This window comes from Polaromonas sp. P1_F2 (genome assembly GCF_056405735.1).
Genome location: NZ_JBFUBN010000015.1, coordinates 47,262 through 62,300 on the forward strand (window position 1 = coordinate 47,262; position 15,039 = coordinate 62,300).

A 15,039-nucleotide genomic window follows, 5' to 3' on the forward strand; every position below is an offset into this window, starting at 1 on the left:
GGGGCAGACCACCCGTAGCGCGGCTCAGGCCTTGCGCGCGCTGACCTCCGTCTAGACGGTGCCGGCTGCCTGCCCGTGATGGTCGATGGTGGCGGGCTTCACTACCGTTTTGAACTGCGCCAATCCAGCCGTCAATCCCAAATTCGATGCAACCCCAAGGTGCTTGAGCAGACCCGTCTTTCGTAGGTAGGCTCAGTCTCATCTGATCGCAGGTACTTTTCACTGGGTTTGGTCGCGAGGCTGGTGGACGCCGCCAACCGCGTCCAGCACACCGTCGATCGCACCACGCTACTGCGGGCGGTCAATGGCTGAAAAAGGTGAAAGTCACGCAGACAGTCACGCAGGAAGAAGAAAAGGCCACCGCGCTCTAACGTGATGGCCCCAATGTAAATGGCTGGTGCGGCTGGCGGGGATCGAACCCACGACCCTTGGCTTCGGAGGCCAATACTCTATCCACTGAGCTACAGCCGCAACGCTGGAAACGGTTTGCGCCGGAATTCGCGGCCGGGAGGCGCGGAATCAGGGCGATTTGCATTGCGCAAGCGGCTCACGCCGCGCAACGTGCCCGATTCTACCAGCCGGCCGCGGCGCCCCTTTGGCCCCGCAAGGCCCCAGTTATAATGTGAGGTTGCTGAGCAAGCGCTGCACAGGCGCGCCCCACCAATACGCGATAGCCCCCGATTTTTAGTTTTTTGAGGACGCCATGAGCGCAAACGACCACACCACGGCCCACGAAGAAGCCCACACTGGCCCGATCAAGACGCCCCAGCAATTGCTGGCAGCGGTTTTTTTCTCTTTTGTCGTCCCCGTTTTCGCCATCATCGGCCTGGTTTATTACGTCGCCTCGGCCAACAAGCCTGCCGCCGGCGCCGACGAAGATGCCAAGTCCGTCGCCCAGCGCATCCAGAAAATCGGTTCGGTTGAAATCCGCGATGCGAACCGCCCGCTCAAATCCGGCGAAGAAGTCTACAAAGCCCAGTGCGTGACCTGCCACGGCACCGGCGCCGCCGGCGCACCGAAGTTCGGCGACGCGGGCGCCTGGGCCCCACGCATCAAGACCGGCTTCGATGCCCTCTGGCATTCGGCCCTCAAGGGCAAGGGCGCCATGGGCGCGCAAGGCGGCGGCGACTTTGAAGATGTCGAAGTCGGCCGTGCCGTGGTCTATATGACGGCAGCCGCCGGCGGCAAGTTCGCCGAGCCCGCAGCACCTGCCGCCGCGGCATCGGCTCCGGCCGCCGCAGCGACGGCCGCCGCTCCGCCAGCAGACGTCGTAGCTGCCTTGGCCGCCGCCAACAAGGGCGCCGCACCTGCTGCAGCGCCGGCCACCGCCGCTGGCGCCGTCCCCGCGCTGTACGGCCAGGTGTGCGCTGCCTGCCACGTGGCCGGTGTGGCCAACGCCCCCAAATTGGGCGACAAGGCCGCCTGGGCCCCGCGTGTGGCCGCCGGCGTCGATGCACTGACCGCCAGCGCCATCAAGGGCAAGGGCGCGATGCCTCCCAAGGGCGGCTCCGCAGCTCCCGACAGCGAGATCAAGGCCGTGGTGCAGTACATGGTCAACGCCGCCAAATAAGCAGCTCGCCTCCTCCACAAAAAAGCCGGTCGTTGACCGGCTTTTTTGTTGCCGCCCGCACATGTCAAACGGCGGCGGGCTGCTGCTTTTCGTTCAGGGCCTGCGGGCTGCGCGCATAGGCAAAGCGCGCCGGCAAATCCCGGGCAGGATATTCCTCAGGCACCCACAGGCCCTGCTCCACCGCGTCGGCGGCATGCGTCATGTCCTGGGTGTGGACCAAGCCGAAGCCCAAGTCGGTTTCGAGGTAGACGCGGCCCACCTCATCGACGATGCAGCGCTGGGTGCGCGCGGACGCGCCGGTGTGCGCGGCGACCGCGAACGTGGGCGCCGGGCCGACGCGCCAGACCAGCGGCGTGGCTTCGAGTTCCACATACACGCGCTGCGGGCCGTTCTGGAAGAACCAGCGCCCGGCGGCATCGCTCTCGTAGTTGCGCTGGATGAAGTCGATCAGCTTATCGTGCTTGAGCAGCGAGCCCTTGGCGGCCTGGTTGCGCGCGGGGTCGGCGCCGGGCACACCGCTGAAAGGCCCGGCGGCCTGGGCCCTGTCGTCGCGCATATACCAGTTGCCGCGCGCGTCCAGCCCGAGCCAGCCGTAGCAGTCGGGAACGTTGGGCCACTTGGCAATCGCCTGCCGAACAATGTCATCCATGGGCTTATTCTGCGCCGGACCTTATAACTGCGCCGCCAGAAAGGCGGTGACCGCATCGGGCATGGCGCGCACGTGGCCCGGAAACGGCGCGGAGGGAAAGCCCACATGGCCGCCCTGGGCCGGCTGCCACAGCGTGACATGCGGGCCGGCTTCCGCGGCCTGCGGCAGGCTGGACGCCGGCACAAAGGGATCGTTGAGCGCGTTCAGGGCCAGCGCGGGCACGGCGATCCGGTGCAGGTGCGGCTTGGCCGATGCGCGCGACCAGTAGTCGTCGGCGTCCTTGAAGCCGTGGACGGGCGCGGTGAAGACGTTGTCGAAAGCGTACAGGTCGCGCGCGGCCAGCAGCCGGTCTCGGTCGAACAGCCCGGGGTGCTGCTCGAGCTTCAGCAAGGCCTTGGGCACCATGGTCTTGAGGAACATGCGGGTGTAGACCTGGCGGTTGAAACCCCGGCCTATGGCCCAGCCGCTGGCGGCAAGGTCCAGGGGCGAGCACACGGAGGCGATGCCGGCCACGACCTGCCGGGCCTCTGCGCCCATCTCACCGGCCCAGCGCATCAGCGCGTTGCCGCCCAGGGAAATGCCGACGGCCATCACCGGCCCGGTGTGCCGGCCCACGAAGCGCCGCAGTATCCAGTCGATCTCGGCGAAATCGCCCGAGTGGTAGGCGCGCGGCGCGAGGTTGAGCTCACCCGAGCAGCCGCGAAAGTGCGGGATCGCGCAGGCCCAGCCGCGTTCGCGCGCGGCATCGGCGAGCGCTTCGGCGTAATGGCTGGCGGAGGAGCCTTCAAGGCCATGGAAAACAACCAGCAAGGGCTTTTGCGCGGAGCTTGCTTCATCAGCCGAATCACCGGTGACCAGCCAGTCGACGTCAACGAAATCTTCATCCGGCGTCGTCCACCGCTCACGGCGAAACACCGGCTGCGGCCCCAGGAAGCGGCGCGAGCGCAAGGCGGCCCAGATGGTTTGCAGGTTGCCACCCGGGAGCCACCAGGGCGCGGCATAGTTCATGGCGGGTTCCACGCGCAGGCCGGGTCAGTGAAGAACGGTGGGTGTTTCCGACACTTCCTGCATTTCGCGCGGCGTGCCGGGACTGGCATGGTGGGCCACCAGGCGCCAGCCTTGCGCCGTCTTGTGATACACGTTGGTGGCGATGACGTAGGCGTGGCGCGGGCCTTCCCCGGTCAGCACCTCGATGCGCTCAAGCACGCTGTGCACGCTGGCGCTCATGGTTTCGACCTTGCGCACCTTGATGGCCTGCGCGCGTATGGTGCCGTTGGAGAACATCGCGTCGAAGGTCGCGCGTATGGCCGCCGGCCCCACCAGCCGGGCTCCCCCCGGGTGCACGCAGACGATGTCGTCATCGTCGCCCCAGCAGGCCATGAGCTTTTCAATGTCGCCGCTTTGCAGCGCCTCGTAAAAAGCCGCTTCGATGTCATCGGCGTTGCCGGTGCTGGCGGGCGGGACTCTGGGTTTGGGCATGGAGGCGATCAAAAGGGTTCTGGCAAGGGAGGCGCCGGCGTCATTCCTGCCCGGCATTTGGTGTTGAATTTTGCGCGGGATTGCGCGCCGCAGCAAGCCAGGCCCGGACCACGTCCTGCATGTTGCCGCCGCCGAAGCGTCCGCCTCCGCTCTGGTTGGCCTGCCACAGCAATTCCGGCGCGGCCACATGGGTGCCGGGCGGCAAGACCTGAAGCGCGGCATCGACAAACTCGGCAAGCTTGGCGGGTCGCACCGGCTGCTCGGTCTGGGGAATCATGAACTTGAGGGTGGACAGCATCCAGGCCGCGACCTTCTCCAGAAAGTTCTTCCCCGCCGCGTCCTGCGCCTTGCGCGCCGAGCGCACCAGCAGCAGGCGTTCAAAACCCAGGGCGGCGACGGCCTGCTCGTCGAGGTTGGCCAGGCCGCGCTTGAGCGCATCGGGCAGGCGCCCGGTGGCATGCGGCACCACCACGACCAGGGTCTGCACGCCGCAGCGCTTGAACCACTGCGCCAGCGCGGGCAACTCTGAAGGCGCCGGCGTCCAGAGCGTGCGCTCACGTCCGTAGTACATGCGTGGCGGCTCGAACATGACCAGCCCGGTATGCGCCGGCAGCGGCCTGGCGGCCCATTGTTCTATCGGCAAGGGCGCACCCGTGAGCGCAATGCCGACGCCGGACAGCCCGGTTGCCATGGCTTCGGTGGCCAGCACTTCGGTGTGCGCATAGCGGCCGCTGCCGGCCAGGCGGCGCAGCACCTCGTTGCCCAGCACACCGGTGGCACCGGCCACCAGCAGGCGCGGCTTGCCGGGGGCGACAACCGCGGGGCGCATCGCGGATTGCAGGGCCTGCAGTGGGCCGCCAGTGGCGGAAGGCGGGGGAGGAAAGGACATTCGACTATGTTAGTGTTGCGGCTTGCATTTTCGGAGGCACCGACATGACGATATCCCGCTTTTTGACATTCACTTTCGCGGCCCTGCTGGGCCTGCTGCTCACGGGCTGCGGCTACAACGACTTCCAGCGCCTGGATGAGCAGAGCAAGTCGGCCTGGTCCGAAGTGCTGAACCAGTACCAGCGCCGCGCCGACCTGGTGCCCAACATCGTCGCCACGGTCAAGGGTGAAGCCCAGTTTGAGCAGGACACGTTGACGAAAGTGGTGGAAGCGCGCGCCAAGGCAACCTCCATCCAGGTGACGCCCGAAACCCTGAACGACCCGGCCGCCTTCCGCAAATTCCAGGCGGCGCAGGGTGAACTCGGCGGCGCGCTGAGCCGCCTCATGGTGGTCAGCGAGCGCTACCCCGACCTCAAGGCCAACCAGGGATTCCGCGACCTGCGCGTGCAGCTCGAAGGCACCGAGAATCGCATCACCGTGGCGCGCAACCGCTACATCCAGACCGTGCAGGAATACAACGTGCTCGCGCGCAGCTTTCCGAGCAACCTGACTGCCATGGTCTTCAGCTACCAGGTCAAGCCCAACTTCTCGGTGCAGAACGAGGCGCAGATCTCCACGCCGCCGGTGGTGGACTTCAACAAGAAATAAAGCGCAGCGGACCCGGCCGTGCAGCGACCCGCGCTACTCCTTCACCGCGGCGCCCTGCTGGTGCTGGGCCTGCTGCTGGCCGCCTGGCTGCCGCTGGCGGCCTGGGCGCAAGGCGGCGTGCAGGCGGTGCCGGCGCTGACGGCCCATGTCATGGACAGCACCGGCACGCTGGATGCCGCGCAGCGCGAGGCGCTCGAGGCCAAGCTCACGGCGTTTGAACAAAGCCGGGGCGCCCAGGTCGTGTTCCTCATCGTGCCCACGACCCAGCCGGAAGACATCGCCGCCTACGCGCAGCGCGTGGGCGGCAGCTGGAAGATAGGCCGCAAGGGCGTCGGCGACGGCCTCCTGCTGGTAGTGGCCAAGAACGACCGCAAGGTGTGGATCGAAACCACCAAGGCGCTGGAAGGCGCGATCCCCGACCTGGCGGCGCGCCGGGTGATAGAAAGCGCCATCACGCCGCGCTTCAAGCAGGACGACTTCGCCGGCGGGCTGAATGCCGCGGCCGACCAGCTCATCGCGCTGATCAGCGGCGAGAACCTGCCCGCGCCCGAACACCGCAGCGGCAGCACCAACGACGGCTTCGAATGGACCGACCTGGCCGTCTTCCTGTTTTTTGCCGTGCCGATTGCCGGGCGGATTGCGGCTATGGTCCTGGGGCGCAAGTTCGGCTCGCTGGCCACCGGCGGCGTGGTCGGTGTGCTGGCCTGGATTTTCACCAGCAGCCTGATCGTGGCCGGCCTTGCCGTCCTGGTGGGCACGGTGTTCGCGCTGGTCGCCAGCCTGGGCGCGCTGGGCAGCGGCGGGCGCTCCTCAGGCGGCTGGATCAGCGGTGGCCTGGGCAGCGGCGGTGGCGGCTGGAGCGGCGGCGGCAGCAGCAGTGATGGCGGCGGCTTCAGCAGCGGCGGTGGTGGTGATTTTGGCGGCGGCGGCGCCTCGGGAGACTGGTAGGCACATGCTCAACAAACTCAAGACTATCCTCAAGCATCTCTGGCTCGATGCGTCGGACGCCAGGCGCGCCATTCCGCCCGACATGCTGGAACGGCTCACGCGGCGCGTGGCGGCCAGCGAGCAGCGTCACAGCGGCGAGATCCGTATCTGCGTGGAAGCTTCGCTGCCCCTGAGCTATCTGCGGCGGCTGGGCAAACAGCTTTCCATCCCCACACTCACGCGCCAGCGCGCGGTGACGATGTTCGGCAAGCTGCGGGTCTGGGATACCGAATACAACAACGGCGTGCTGATTTACGTGCTGCTGGCCGAGCGTGCGATCGAGATCGTGGCCGACCGCGGCGTGGCGCGGCAGGTGAGCCCGGACCAGTGGCAGGCCATGGTGACCCGCATGGCGGCCGCCTTCCGCGAGCAGCGTTATGAAGACGGACTGACGCAGGCGCTGGCGGAGACTTCGGCGGTGCTGGTCGAACACTTCGCGGTGGATGCCGGCAGCCCGGAGGCGAACACCAATGAGTTGCCCGATACGCCGCTGCTGCAATAAGAACGGCTCAGGGCGACAGCAGGACGCCCAGTACAAATAGGGCCGTCAGCACGACCAGCACACGCCGCACCCAGGTCATGCGCGAACGCTTTCCCCTGCGGTGCGGTGAAAGCTCATCCCCCCATGTCAGACTGTCCAGCGTGCTGTTCATAGCCTCACCTCGTTGCTTCGGTTGAAATCCTGTGCCAACGATAAGGCGGGGGTATGCCGGCTGGCTGTCATTTAGCGTGTCGAGTTGTTATTTGCGGCATTTGCGCAACAACATGAGCGCTAAAGGCCTACCGGCCGCGTGTCACCCGGCGTGTCACCCAGAAAAAAAGCCCCTGGCTTTCGGCAGGGGCTTGATGCGATCCGGCGGAACCGGAGGCGTGTGTATTACTTCTTCTGGCGATACTTGCGCAAGGCGGCGATCTGCGCGGCCATGACGGCGAGTTCAGACTGGGCCATGGCGATGTCGATGTCGCTCTTGGCGTTCTTCAGCGCTTCCTCGGCGGCCGCGCGGGCTTCGCTGGCCTTGGTCTCGTCCAGGTCCTTGCCGCGGATGGCGGTGTCGCTCAACACCGTCACGCAGTTGGGCTGCACTTCGAGCAGGCCGCCGGCCACGAAGACAAACTCTTCCGTGCCGTCGGCTTTTTCAATGCGCACGGCGCCCGGCTTGATGCGGGTGATCAGCGGCGTGTGGCGCGGGTAAATGCCCAGCTCGCCGGCTTCGCCAGGCAATGCCACGAACTTGGCTTCGCCCGAGAAGATGGACTCTTCCGCGGATACGACGTCGACGTGAATGGTGGTTGACATAAGCGATCCTTAGTGAAAAAAGTTTTAGGGCGGGAGCCTTAGACCTTCTTCGCCTTTTCGAATGCCTCATCAATCGTGCCGACCATGTAGAAGGCTTGTTCCGGCAGGTGATCGCACTCGCCGGACACAATCATCTTGAAGCCGCGAATCGTTTCAGCCAAGCTGACGTACTTGCCGGGCGAACCCGTGAACACTTCAGCGACGTGGAAAGGCTGCGACAGGAAACGCTGGATCTTGCGGGCGCGGGCCACGGCCAGCTTGTCTTCAGGGGCCAGTTCGTCCATGCCCAAAATCGCGATGATGTCGCGCAGTTCCTTGTAGCGCTGCAGCGTGCCTTGCACGGCGCGGGCCGTCGCGTAGTGGTCTTCACCGACGACGTTCGGGTCCAGCTGGCGGCTGGTGGAGTCCAGCGGGTCGACCGCAGGGTAGATACCCAGCGAGGCGATGTCACGGCTCAGCACCACGGTGGAGTCCAGGTGGGCGAAGGTGGTGGCGGGCGACGGGTCGGTCAAGTCATCGGCAGGAACGTAAACGGCCTGGATCGAAGTGATGGAGCCGACCTTGGTGGAGGTAATACGCTCTTGCAGGCGGCCCATTTCTTCGGCCAGCGTAGGCTGGTAACCCACAGCGGAAGGCATACGGCCCAGCAGCGCGGACACTTCGGTGCCGGCCAGGGTGTAGCGGTAGATGTTGTCCACGAAGAACAGCACGTCGCGGCCTTCGTCACGGAAGGATTCGGCGATCGTCAGGCCGGTCAGCGCGACGCGCAGGCGGTTTCCTGGGGGCTCGTTCATCTGGCCGTAGACCATGGCCACTTTGGATTCGCCGAGGTTCTCGAGGTTCACGACGCCGGAGTCGGCCATCTCGTGGTAGAAGTCATTGCCTTCGCGGGTACGTTCACCCACACCGGCGAACACGGACAGGCCCGAGTGCGCCTTGGCGATGTTGTTGATCAGTTCCATCATGTTCACGGTCTTGCCGACGCCGGCGCCGCCGAACAGGCCCACCTTGCCGCCCTTGGCGAACGGGCAAACCAGGTCGATCACCTTGATGCCGGTTTCCAGCAGTTCCTGCGATGGCGAGAGTTCGTCATAAGCAGGCGCCTTGCGGTGGATGGGAGCCGTCAGGGTCTGGTCGACCGGGCCGCGCTCGTCGATGGGCGCGCCCAGCACGTCCATGATGCGGCCCAGCGTGGCCTTGCCCACGGGAACCGTGATGTTGGCACCGGTGTTGTACACCATGTTGCCGCGGCGCAGGCCGTCGGAGGTGCCCAGCGCGATGGTGCGCACGATGCCGTCGCCCAGCTGCTGCTGGACTTCCAGCGTCAGCGCGGAGCCTTCCATTTTCAGCGCGTCATAGATCTTGGGCATCTGGTCGCGCGCGAATTCCACGTCAACCACCGCACCGATACATTGAACGATTTTGCCTTGAGCTTGTGAAGCGTTATTCATATTGAAACTCCGTTATCAGATTTTTGACTCATTCCACCGAGATGGAAGGATCGACTACTGCGGCCACATGGCGCGCAAACGTCTCATACATTTGCGCATTGCGCGCGGCGGTTCCCATGCTTCCCCAGCTCGCAAGGCGGAACGTCACGTTGATCTGGCTGCTCTTGAGGATTTTGCCGGCCGCGTCCTTGACGATGACATCAGCCACCACAAAGTCATTGCCGGCGAACACGCCGGCGAAGTAGACGGCCGCGCCATTGCGCACGCGCAGGTCAGTCACATTCACATCGAGGGTCTGCGTCGAGCCGGGCAGCAACAGCTTGCGCTTGGTCAGATCACCCGTGATTGCCGATTGCAACTGGTCTTCCTTGAAGCCCGGATTGTCCCGCATGCGGATGCGTGCGGCGTCCGAGATCTTCATGCTCAGGCCAGAGACATTGGCCGCCGCCGAAGCGTTGCTGCTGAGTGTCTGCGTCTTCGACGTGACACCGCAACCGGCAAGCGCCAGAACGGAAGCCAGGATAGCTGTGAGAATGATTTTCATGTGAATCAAACCGCAGCAGCACCGGCAACGATTTCCGAAAGTTCTTTCGTGATCGCCGCTTGACGCGTTTTGTTGTAAACCAGCTTGAGTTCGCCGATCACGCTGCCGGCGTTGTCGGTGGCGGCCTTCATGGCCACCATGCGGGCGGACTGCTCGGACGCCATGTTCTCGGCGACCGCCTGGTAGACCAGCGCTTCCACGTAGCGGACCAGCAGGTCGTCGATCACGGTCTGCGCGTCAGGCTCGTAGATGTAGTCCCAGCCGTGCTGGTCCTTGTCGGCCTGCAGATGCGCCGCCGTCAGCGGCAGCAGCTGCTCGACCACCGGTTCCTGGCGCATGGTGTTGATGAACTTGGTGTAGCACAGGTACACCGCGTTGATCTTGCCTTCGCTGTACGCGTCGAGCAGCACCTTGACGGGGCCAATCAGTTTTTCCAGATGCGGCTTGTCGCCGAGCTGGGTCGCGTGCGACACCACCTTGGCGCCGACGCGGTTGAGAAAGCCGAGGCCCTTGTTGCCGATGGCGACTGCCTTGGCATCATGGCCGGCGGCCTGCACTTCCTTGAGCTTGGCCGTCACGGCGCGCAGCACGTTGGTGTTCATGCCGCCGCACAGGCCCTTGTCGGTCGTCACCACGATGAACCCGGTGGCCTTGGCGTCGTTGGACTCCATGAACGCGTGGGTGTACTCGGGGTTGGCCTGACTCAGGTTGGCCGTGATGTTGCGGATCTTGTCGCTGTAAGGACGGGCCGCGCGCATCCGCTCCTGCGCCTTGCGCATCTTGGAGGCGGCCACCATTTCCATGGCCTTGGTGATCTTCTTGGTGTTTTCCACCGATTTGATCTTGCCGCGTATTTCCTTGCCTGCTGCCATATGGATTCCTAAGGGGTTCCTGAGGGTTGCTTAATTACTTGCTTGACGATGAGTCAGGCGAGATCAGGCAAACGACTTCTTGAACTCGGCCACGGCCGTGTTCAGTTCAGCCTCAGCGTCCTTGTCCATGGCCTTGTTGGCTTCGAGCTTGGCCATCAGGGCCGCGTTCTTGTCCTTGAGGTAGGCATGCAGGCCGTGCTCGAAAGCCAGGACCTTCTTGACTTCCACGTCATCCATGAAGCCCTTGTTCACGGCGAACAGCGTGGCCGCCATGTTGGAGATGGACAGAGGCGAGTACTGGGCCTGCTTGAGCAGTTCAGTCACGCGGGCGCCGCGGTCCAGCTGCTTGCGGGTGGCTTCGTCCAGGTCGGAAGCGAACTGCGCGAAGGCAGCCAGTTCACGGTACTGGGCCAGGTCGGTACGGATACCGCCGGACAGGTTCTTGATCAGCTTGGTCTGGGCTGCACCACCGACGCGCGACACCGAGATACCGGCGTTGATGGCGGGGCGGATACCGGCGTTGAACAGGCTGGTTTCCAGGAAGATCTGACCGTCAGTGATCGAGATCACGTTGGTCGGAACGAAAGCGGACACGTCGCCGGCCTGCGTTTCAATGATCGGCAGCGCGGTCAGCGAACCGGTCTTGCCTTTGACGGCACCCTTGGTGAAGTCTTCAACATACTTCTCGTTCACGCGGGCTGCGCGCTCGAGCAGGCGGCTGTGGAGATAGAACACGTCGCCGGGATAGGCTTCGCGGCCTGGCGGACGGCGCAGCAGCAGCGAAACCTGGCGGTAGGCCACGGCCTGCTTGGACAAATCGTCATACACGATCAGCGCGTCTTCACCGCGGTCGCGGAAGTATTCGCCCATGGTGCAACCGGAGTAGGCGCTGACGTACTGCATGGCGGCCGACTCGGAAGCGGAAGCCGCCACGACGATGGTGTATTCCATGGCACCGGCTTGTTCCAGCGAGCGCACCACGTTCTTGATCGAGGAAGCCTTCTGGCCGATCGCGACGTAGACGCAGGAAACGCCCTTGCCCTTCTGGTTGATGATGGCGTCGATGGCCACGGCGGTCTTGCCGGTCTGGCGGTCGCCGATGATCAGTTCGCGCTGGCCGCGGCCGACGGGCACCATGGAGTCGATGGACTTCAGGCCGGTCTGCAGGGGCTGGTCGACGGATTTACGGGCGATCACGCCGGGCGCGACCTTTTCGATCACGTCGGTGAGCTTGGCGTTGATCGGGCCCTTGCCGTCGATAGGCTGGCCCAGGGCGTTCACCACGCGGCCGAGCAGCTCGGGGCCGACAGGCACTTCCAGAATGCGGCCCGTGCACTTGACGGTGTCGCCTTCGGCGATGTGTTCGTATTCACCCAAAATCACGGAACCGACCGAGTCGCGCTCGAGGTTCAATGCCAGGCCGTAGGTGGGGGTGCCGTCGGCGGTTGCGGGGAATTCCAGCATTTCGCCCTGCATCACGTCGGACAGGCCGTGGATGCGGACGATACCGTCGGTGACGGACACCACGGTGCCCTGGTTGCGGATGTCGCTGCTGCCGGTCAGGCCTTCAATACGGCTCTTGATCAGTTCAGAAATTTCTGCGGGATTGAGTTGCATGACTCTTTCCTTCTTTCTATGTTTGTTGGCTTAAAACCTGCGGATGGCGCCTGGGCACCGGCTCAGGAGATCAGCGCCACTTTCATTTGCTCTAAACGGGCTTTGACCGAGGTGTCCAGCACCTCGTCACCCACCACGACTCGCACGCCCCCGATCAGGGCCGGCTCCAGCTCAACCTGGAGGTTGAGCTTCTTGCCAAAACGTTTTTCCAGCGTTGCCGACAGGCCGGCCAGCGCTGCGCCGTCGAGCGCGAAAGCGCTGTAGACGGTCGCATCGGACGAACCGCTCTGCGCATTTTTCAGGACACGGAACTGCGCGGCGATTTCCGGCAGGGCGCCGAGGCGGCCGTTCTCGATCACTGTGCGCAGGAAGTTTTTCGCGGCGTCCGGCAGCTTGGTTTTGGCAACGCCCGAAATCACGTCGAACGCCTGCGCCGAAGTGACGCCGGGGTTGCCGGCGAACTGCTGCAACTGCGCATTGGCAGCGATGGCGGCCAGCTCGTCGAGCCAGACGGCGGTGCCGCCCAGGTCGGAGCCGGAGGCCTTGAACAGCGCTTCAGCGTAGGGACGGGCAATGGTGGCTAGTTCTGCCATGTTGATGCTCGCTTAGAGTTCGGTCTTCAGGCGGCCCAGCAAGTCAGCATGCACACCGGCATTGACTTCCTTGCGCAGAATCTGCTCGGCGCCCTTGACGGCCAGCGCTGCCACCTGCTCGCGCAGGGCTTCGCGTGCCTTGACGGCTTGCTGCTCGGCTTCGACCTTGGCGGCGGCAATGATCTTGCTGCCTTCTTCGGTGGCCTTGGCCTTGGCCTCTTCGATCAGGGCCTGGCCCCGGCGCTCGGCTTCAGCCAGGCGCACGGCCGCTTCGTTGCGCGACTTGGCCAGCTCTTCTTCCACGCGCTTGTTGGCGACGGAGAGTTCGGATTTGGCTTTGTCGGCAGCAGCAAGGCCGTCAGCGATTTTTTGCGCGCGCGCGTCCAGGGCCGCCGCGATGGGTGGCCACACAAACTTCATCGTGAACCCGACCAAAATCAGGAACACGATCAGCTGGACAATTAGGGTACCGGTAATGCTCACTGCTCATCCTTTCCCTTGGGGCCCAGCCAAAAGCCGGCCCGAAGGAATGACATTCTTGGGACTTTGATCAATGCTTACTTGGGCAGGTTGGCGATTTGCGCCAGGAAGGGGTTGGCGGTGGCGAACCACAGCGCGATACCCGTGCCGATAATGAAAGCGGCGTCGATCAGACCGGCCAGCAGGAACATCTTGGTCTGCAGTTCGCCCATCAGCTCAGGCTGGCGTGCAGCTGCTTCGAGGTATTTGCTGCCCATGATGCCGATGCCGATACAAGCGCCGACTGCGCCCAGGCCAATGATGAGGCCGGCGGCCAGAGCGACAAAACTAATAACTTCCATGATGACTCCTTAGGACTTGGTTACGAGAGAAAAACAAAAACGAAAACGGGGGATAACTGAGTTGCTGCTTGACTAGTGGTGATCGTGCGCCTGGCCGATGTACACCAACGTCAACATCATGAACACGAAGGCTTGCAGCGTGATGATCAGGATGTGGAAAATCGCCCAGGCCGAGCCCGCGATGATGTGGCCGATGGCCAGGCCGATGCCGGTCGCCGAGAGCGACCAGGCACCGCCCATCAAGGCGATCAGCAGGAAAATCAGTTCGCCGGCATACATGTTGCCGAACAGTCGCATGCCATGGGAGACCGTCTTGGCGACGAACTCGATGACCTGCATCAGGAAGTTGAAGGGGTACAGCGCCCAGTGGTTGCCGAAGGGTGCGGTGAACAGTTCGTGAATCCAGCCGCCCACGCCCTTGATCTTGACGTTGTAGACCAGGCAGGTGATCAGCACGCCCATGGACAGGCCCATGGTGATGGAAAGGTCGGCGGTGGGCACCGAGCGCATGTAAGCGTGGTGCGCGTCATGGCCGGCAGCACCGTAGACCCAGGCCCACAGCACCGGCAGCAGGTCGACCGGCAGCAAGTCCATGGCGTTCAGCAGGAAAATCCAGACGAACACGGTCAGGGCCAGCGGCGCGACCAGCTTGCGGCTTTCGGCGTTGTGCACGATGCCCTTGGCTTGCGCGTCGACCATTTCAACGAGGATTTCAACCGCGGCCTGGAAACGGCCGGGAACGCCGGAGGTGGCCTTGCGGGCGGCTTTCCAGAGCAAGAAGCAGCCGATCACACCCAGCAAAATGGTGAAGATGGTGGAGTCGATATTGATGACGCTCAGATCGAACGGGCCAACAAGTTCCTTGTTGCGCCAGTGCGTCAGGTGGTGAACGATGTATTCACCAGCGGTTGGACCGCCATGTCCAGCAGCATTCTCAGCAGCCATTTATTGCTCGCCTCAAAGTTTATTTTTCCTGACCGCGAACAACAACGCGATCCAGGACGTTTTCATTGTCACCACCAAGCCGACCAGCATGGCCGGCCAACTCAGCATCGAAACCAGCCTTGGCGCGGCAAACAGCATTGCCACCGTCAAGGCGATCTTGACCATTTCCCACAAAAAGAATCCAGCCACCGCAGTGCCTGGATTCATAGACCACACTTTGCCGGTCAAACCGCGCGCAAAAAGCGCCGCCGGAATCACCACCGCCAGCGCCCCGTAGAGAGCCGACCAGCCGGCGGACCGCTGGCCTGTCAGGGCCCAGGCGGCACATGCCACCAGAACACCAACCGCCAACTGCCCCGCCAACACCGACCAGGGGGAAAGAAGCGGAACCGTTTCACGAAGCTTTTGGGCTTCTTCACGGGTCAGGGGCTTGAAAGCCTCCACATCCGCCTCAAACTCATTTGTAACTGCCCGGGAGACCGGGTTCGTTGCCGACTTCGCCGAATTTGTCATTTTCAAACCTACAAATTACGGGAAGGTTACAGGGGCCGTTATTAGCAAAGCCCTTGATTATACGTAGAAACCCCTGCACTCCCAGAAAAACCCCGGCTCGAGGTTGAATTAGGGGCCTTCCTCGCGTGCATCGGGGTAAACACCAAGCGGCTGGTTCACAATGGA

19 protein-coding genes and 1 tRNA gene are annotated in these 15,039 nt (G+C 63.7%); 4 read left to right on the top strand and 16 right to left on the bottom strand.

Translation table 11 applies throughout. From position 1 onward, the window contains the following. Positions 1–395: 395 nt before the first annotated feature. Positions 396–471, bottom strand: a tRNA-Arg gene (locus AC1D0O_RS22665). 232 nt (positions 472–703) lie between these two features. Here AC1D0O_RS22665 and AC1D0O_RS22670 point away from each other — a divergent pair. Continuing rightward, positions 704–1,570, top strand: coding sequence for a c-type cytochrome (locus AC1D0O_RS22670; protein WP_477655748.1), 867 nt, complete (start codon positions 704–706; stop codon positions 1,568–1,570). Between the two features lie 64 nt (positions 1,571–1,634). On the opposite strand, the gene AC1D0O_RS22675 is transcribed toward AC1D0O_RS22670, so the two are convergent. Genes AC1D0O_RS22675 through AC1D0O_RS22690 form a run of 4 tightly spaced genes read right to left on the bottom strand, consistent with a single transcriptional unit; the run spans position 1,635 to position 4,587 of the window. Next, a complete protein-coding gene (locus AC1D0O_RS22675) occupies positions 1,635–2,219 on the bottom strand; it encodes a DUF2946 family protein (RefSeq protein WP_477655749.1) in 585 nt (194 codons plus the stop codon). Between the two features lie 21 nt (positions 2,220–2,240). After that, on the bottom strand, positions 2,241–3,227 hold the full coding sequence (locus tag AC1D0O_RS22680; RefSeq protein ID WP_477655750.1) for a YheT family hydrolase: 987 nt from the start codon (positions 3,225–3,227) through the stop codon (positions 2,241–2,243). A 24-nt stretch (positions 3,228–3,251) separates the two neighbouring features. Beyond that, positions 3,252–3,698: a YybH family protein gene (locus AC1D0O_RS22685; protein ID WP_477655751.1), complete on the bottom strand. Its 447-nt coding sequence runs from the start codon at positions 3,696–3,698 to the stop codon at positions 3,252–3,254. A gap of 40 nt (positions 3,699–3,738) precedes the next feature. After that, on the bottom strand, positions 3,739–4,587 hold the full coding sequence (locus tag AC1D0O_RS22690) for a hypothetical protein (RefSeq protein ID WP_477655752.1): 849 nt from the start codon (positions 4,585–4,587) through the stop codon (positions 3,739–3,741). Positions 4,588–4,631: 44 nt separating this feature from the next. On the opposite strand from AC1D0O_RS22690, the gene AC1D0O_RS22695 reads away from it, so the two are divergent. The 3 genes from AC1D0O_RS22695 to AC1D0O_RS22705 are packed head-to-tail and all read left to right on the top strand — an operon-like array spanning position 4,632 to position 6,723. Next, positions 4,632–5,234, top strand: coding sequence for a LemA family protein (locus tag AC1D0O_RS22695; protein ID WP_477655753.1), 603 nt, complete (start codon positions 4,632–4,634; stop codon positions 5,232–5,234). Between the two features lie 18 nt (positions 5,235–5,252). Then, a complete protein-coding gene (locus AC1D0O_RS22700; RefSeq protein WP_477655754.1) occupies positions 5,253–6,182 on the top strand; it encodes a TPM domain-containing protein in 930 nt (309 codons plus the stop codon). 4 nt (positions 6,183–6,186) lie between these two features. Continuing rightward, positions 6,187–6,723, top strand: a complete 537-nt coding sequence (locus AC1D0O_RS22705) for a TPM domain-containing protein (protein ID WP_477655755.1) — start codon at positions 6,187–6,189, stop codon at positions 6,721–6,723. 7 nt (positions 6,724–6,730) lie between these two features. On the opposite strand, the gene AC1D0O_RS22710 is transcribed toward AC1D0O_RS22705, so the two are convergent. From AC1D0O_RS22710 to AC1D0O_RS22760, 11 genes are all read right to left on the bottom strand, one after another. After that, positions 6,731–6,874, bottom strand: coding sequence for a hypothetical protein (locus AC1D0O_RS22710; protein ID WP_477655756.1), 144 nt, complete (start codon positions 6,872–6,874; stop codon positions 6,731–6,733). Positions 6,875–7,098: 224 nt separating this feature from the next. Continuing rightward, the gene (locus AC1D0O_RS22715) at positions 7,099–7,518 is read right to left on the bottom strand and encodes a F0F1 ATP synthase subunit epsilon (protein WP_477655757.1); all 420 of its coding nucleotides are present in this window, start codon (positions 7,516–7,518) and stop codon (positions 7,099–7,101) included. A gap of 38 nt (positions 7,519–7,556) precedes the next feature. Then, positions 7,557–8,969 (bottom strand): F0F1 ATP synthase subunit beta, encoded by a 1,413-nt coding sequence (gene atpD, locus AC1D0O_RS22720; protein WP_477655758.1) that lies wholly within the window; start codon positions 8,967–8,969, stop codon positions 7,557–7,559. Positions 8,970–8,997: 28 nt separating this feature from the next. Beyond that, positions 8,998–9,513, bottom strand: a complete 516-nt coding sequence (locus AC1D0O_RS22725) for a hypothetical protein (protein WP_477655759.1) — start codon at positions 9,511–9,513, stop codon at positions 8,998–9,000. Between the two features lie 5 nt (positions 9,514–9,518). Beyond that, a complete protein-coding gene (gene atpG, locus AC1D0O_RS22730; protein ID WP_477655760.1) occupies positions 9,519–10,385 on the bottom strand; it encodes a F0F1 ATP synthase subunit gamma in 867 nt (288 codons plus the stop codon). Positions 10,386–10,448: 63 nt separating this feature from the next. Next, positions 10,449–12,002, bottom strand: a complete 1,554-nt coding sequence (gene atpA / locus AC1D0O_RS22735; RefSeq protein WP_411884717.1) for a F0F1 ATP synthase subunit alpha — start codon at positions 12,000–12,002, stop codon at positions 10,449–10,451. A 62-nt stretch (positions 12,003–12,064) separates the two neighbouring features. Then, positions 12,065–12,595 (bottom strand): F0F1 ATP synthase subunit delta, encoded by a 531-nt coding sequence (locus tag AC1D0O_RS22740; RefSeq protein WP_477655761.1) that lies wholly within the window; start codon positions 12,593–12,595, stop codon positions 12,065–12,067. 12 nt (positions 12,596–12,607) lie between these two features. Beyond that, positions 12,608–13,078, bottom strand: a complete 471-nt coding sequence (locus tag AC1D0O_RS22745) for a F0F1 ATP synthase subunit B (protein WP_477655762.1) — start codon at positions 13,076–13,078, stop codon at positions 12,608–12,610. Positions 13,079–13,152: 74 nt separating this feature from the next. Beyond that, positions 13,153–13,416 (bottom strand): F0F1 ATP synthase subunit C, encoded by a 264-nt coding sequence (gene atpE, locus AC1D0O_RS22750; protein WP_007868969.1) that lies wholly within the window; start codon positions 13,414–13,416, stop codon positions 13,153–13,155. 72 nt (positions 13,417–13,488) lie between these two features. Then, positions 13,489–14,361, bottom strand: a complete 873-nt coding sequence (gene atpB, locus AC1D0O_RS22755; RefSeq protein WP_477655763.1) for a F0F1 ATP synthase subunit A — start codon at positions 14,359–14,361, stop codon at positions 13,489–13,491. 12 nt (positions 14,362–14,373) lie between these two features. Continuing rightward, positions 14,374–14,874: an ATP synthase subunit I gene (locus AC1D0O_RS22760; RefSeq protein WP_477655764.1), complete on the bottom strand. Its 501-nt coding sequence runs from the start codon at positions 14,872–14,874 to the stop codon at positions 14,374–14,376. Positions 14,875–15,039: the final 165 nt, after the last annotated feature.

Coding starts and splice junctions, on each gene's coding strand:
- AC1D0O_RS22670 (WP_477655748.1), top strand. CDS start 704: ATGAGCGCAAACGACCACACCACGGCCCACGAAGAAGCCCACACTGGC.
- AC1D0O_RS22675 (WP_477655749.1), bottom strand. CDS start 2,219: ATGGATGACATTGTTCGGCAGGCGATTGCCAAGTGGCCCAACGTTCCC.
- AC1D0O_RS22680 (WP_477655750.1), bottom strand. CDS start 3,227: ATGAACTATGCCGCGCCCTGGTGGCTCCCGGGTGGCAACCTGCAAACC.
- AC1D0O_RS22685 (WP_477655751.1), bottom strand. CDS start 3,698: ATGCCCAAACCCAGAGTCCCGCCCGCCAGCACCGGCAACGCCGATGAC.
- AC1D0O_RS22690 (WP_477655752.1), bottom strand. CDS start 4,587: ATGTCCTTTCCTCCCCCGCCTTCCGCCACTGGCGGCCCACTGCAGGCC.
- AC1D0O_RS22695 (WP_477655753.1), top strand. CDS start 4,632: ATGACGATATCCCGCTTTTTGACATTCACTTTCGCGGCCCTGCTGGGC.
- AC1D0O_RS22705 (WP_477655755.1), top strand. CDS start 6,187: ATGCTCAACAAACTCAAGACTATCCTCAAGCATCTCTGGCTCGATGCG.
- AC1D0O_RS22710 (WP_477655756.1), bottom strand. CDS start 6,874: ATGAACAGCACGCTGGACAGTCTGACATGGGGGGATGAGCTTTCACCG.
- AC1D0O_RS22715 (WP_477655757.1), bottom strand. CDS start 7,518: ATGTCAACCACCATTCACGTCGACGTCGTATCCGCGGAAGAGTCCATC.
- atpD (WP_477655758.1), bottom strand. CDS start 8,969: ATGAATAACGCTTCACAAGCTCAAGGCAAAATCGTTCAATGTATCGGT.
- AC1D0O_RS22725 (WP_477655759.1), bottom strand. CDS start 9,513: ATGAAAATCATTCTCACAGCTATCCTGGCTTCCGTTCTGGCGCTTGCC.
- atpG (WP_477655760.1), bottom strand. CDS start 10,385: ATGGCAGCAGGCAAGGAAATACGCGGCAAGATCAAATCGGTGGAAAAC.
- atpA (WP_411884717.1), bottom strand. CDS start 12,002: ATGCAACTCAATCCCGCAGAAATTTCTGAACTGATCAAGAGCCGTATT.
- AC1D0O_RS22740 (WP_477655761.1), bottom strand. CDS start 12,595: ATGGCAGAACTAGCCACCATTGCCCGTCCCTACGCTGAAGCGCTGTTC.
- atpE (WP_007868969.1), bottom strand. CDS start 13,416: ATGGAAGTTATTAGTTTTGTCGCTCTGGCCGCCGGCCTCATCATTGGC.
- atpB (WP_477655763.1), bottom strand. CDS start 14,361: ATGGCTGCTGAGAATGCTGCTGGACATGGCGGTCCAACCGCTGGTGAA.
- AC1D0O_RS22760 (WP_477655764.1), bottom strand. CDS start 14,874: ATGACAAATTCGGCGAAGTCGGCAACGAACCCGGTCTCCCGGGCAGTT.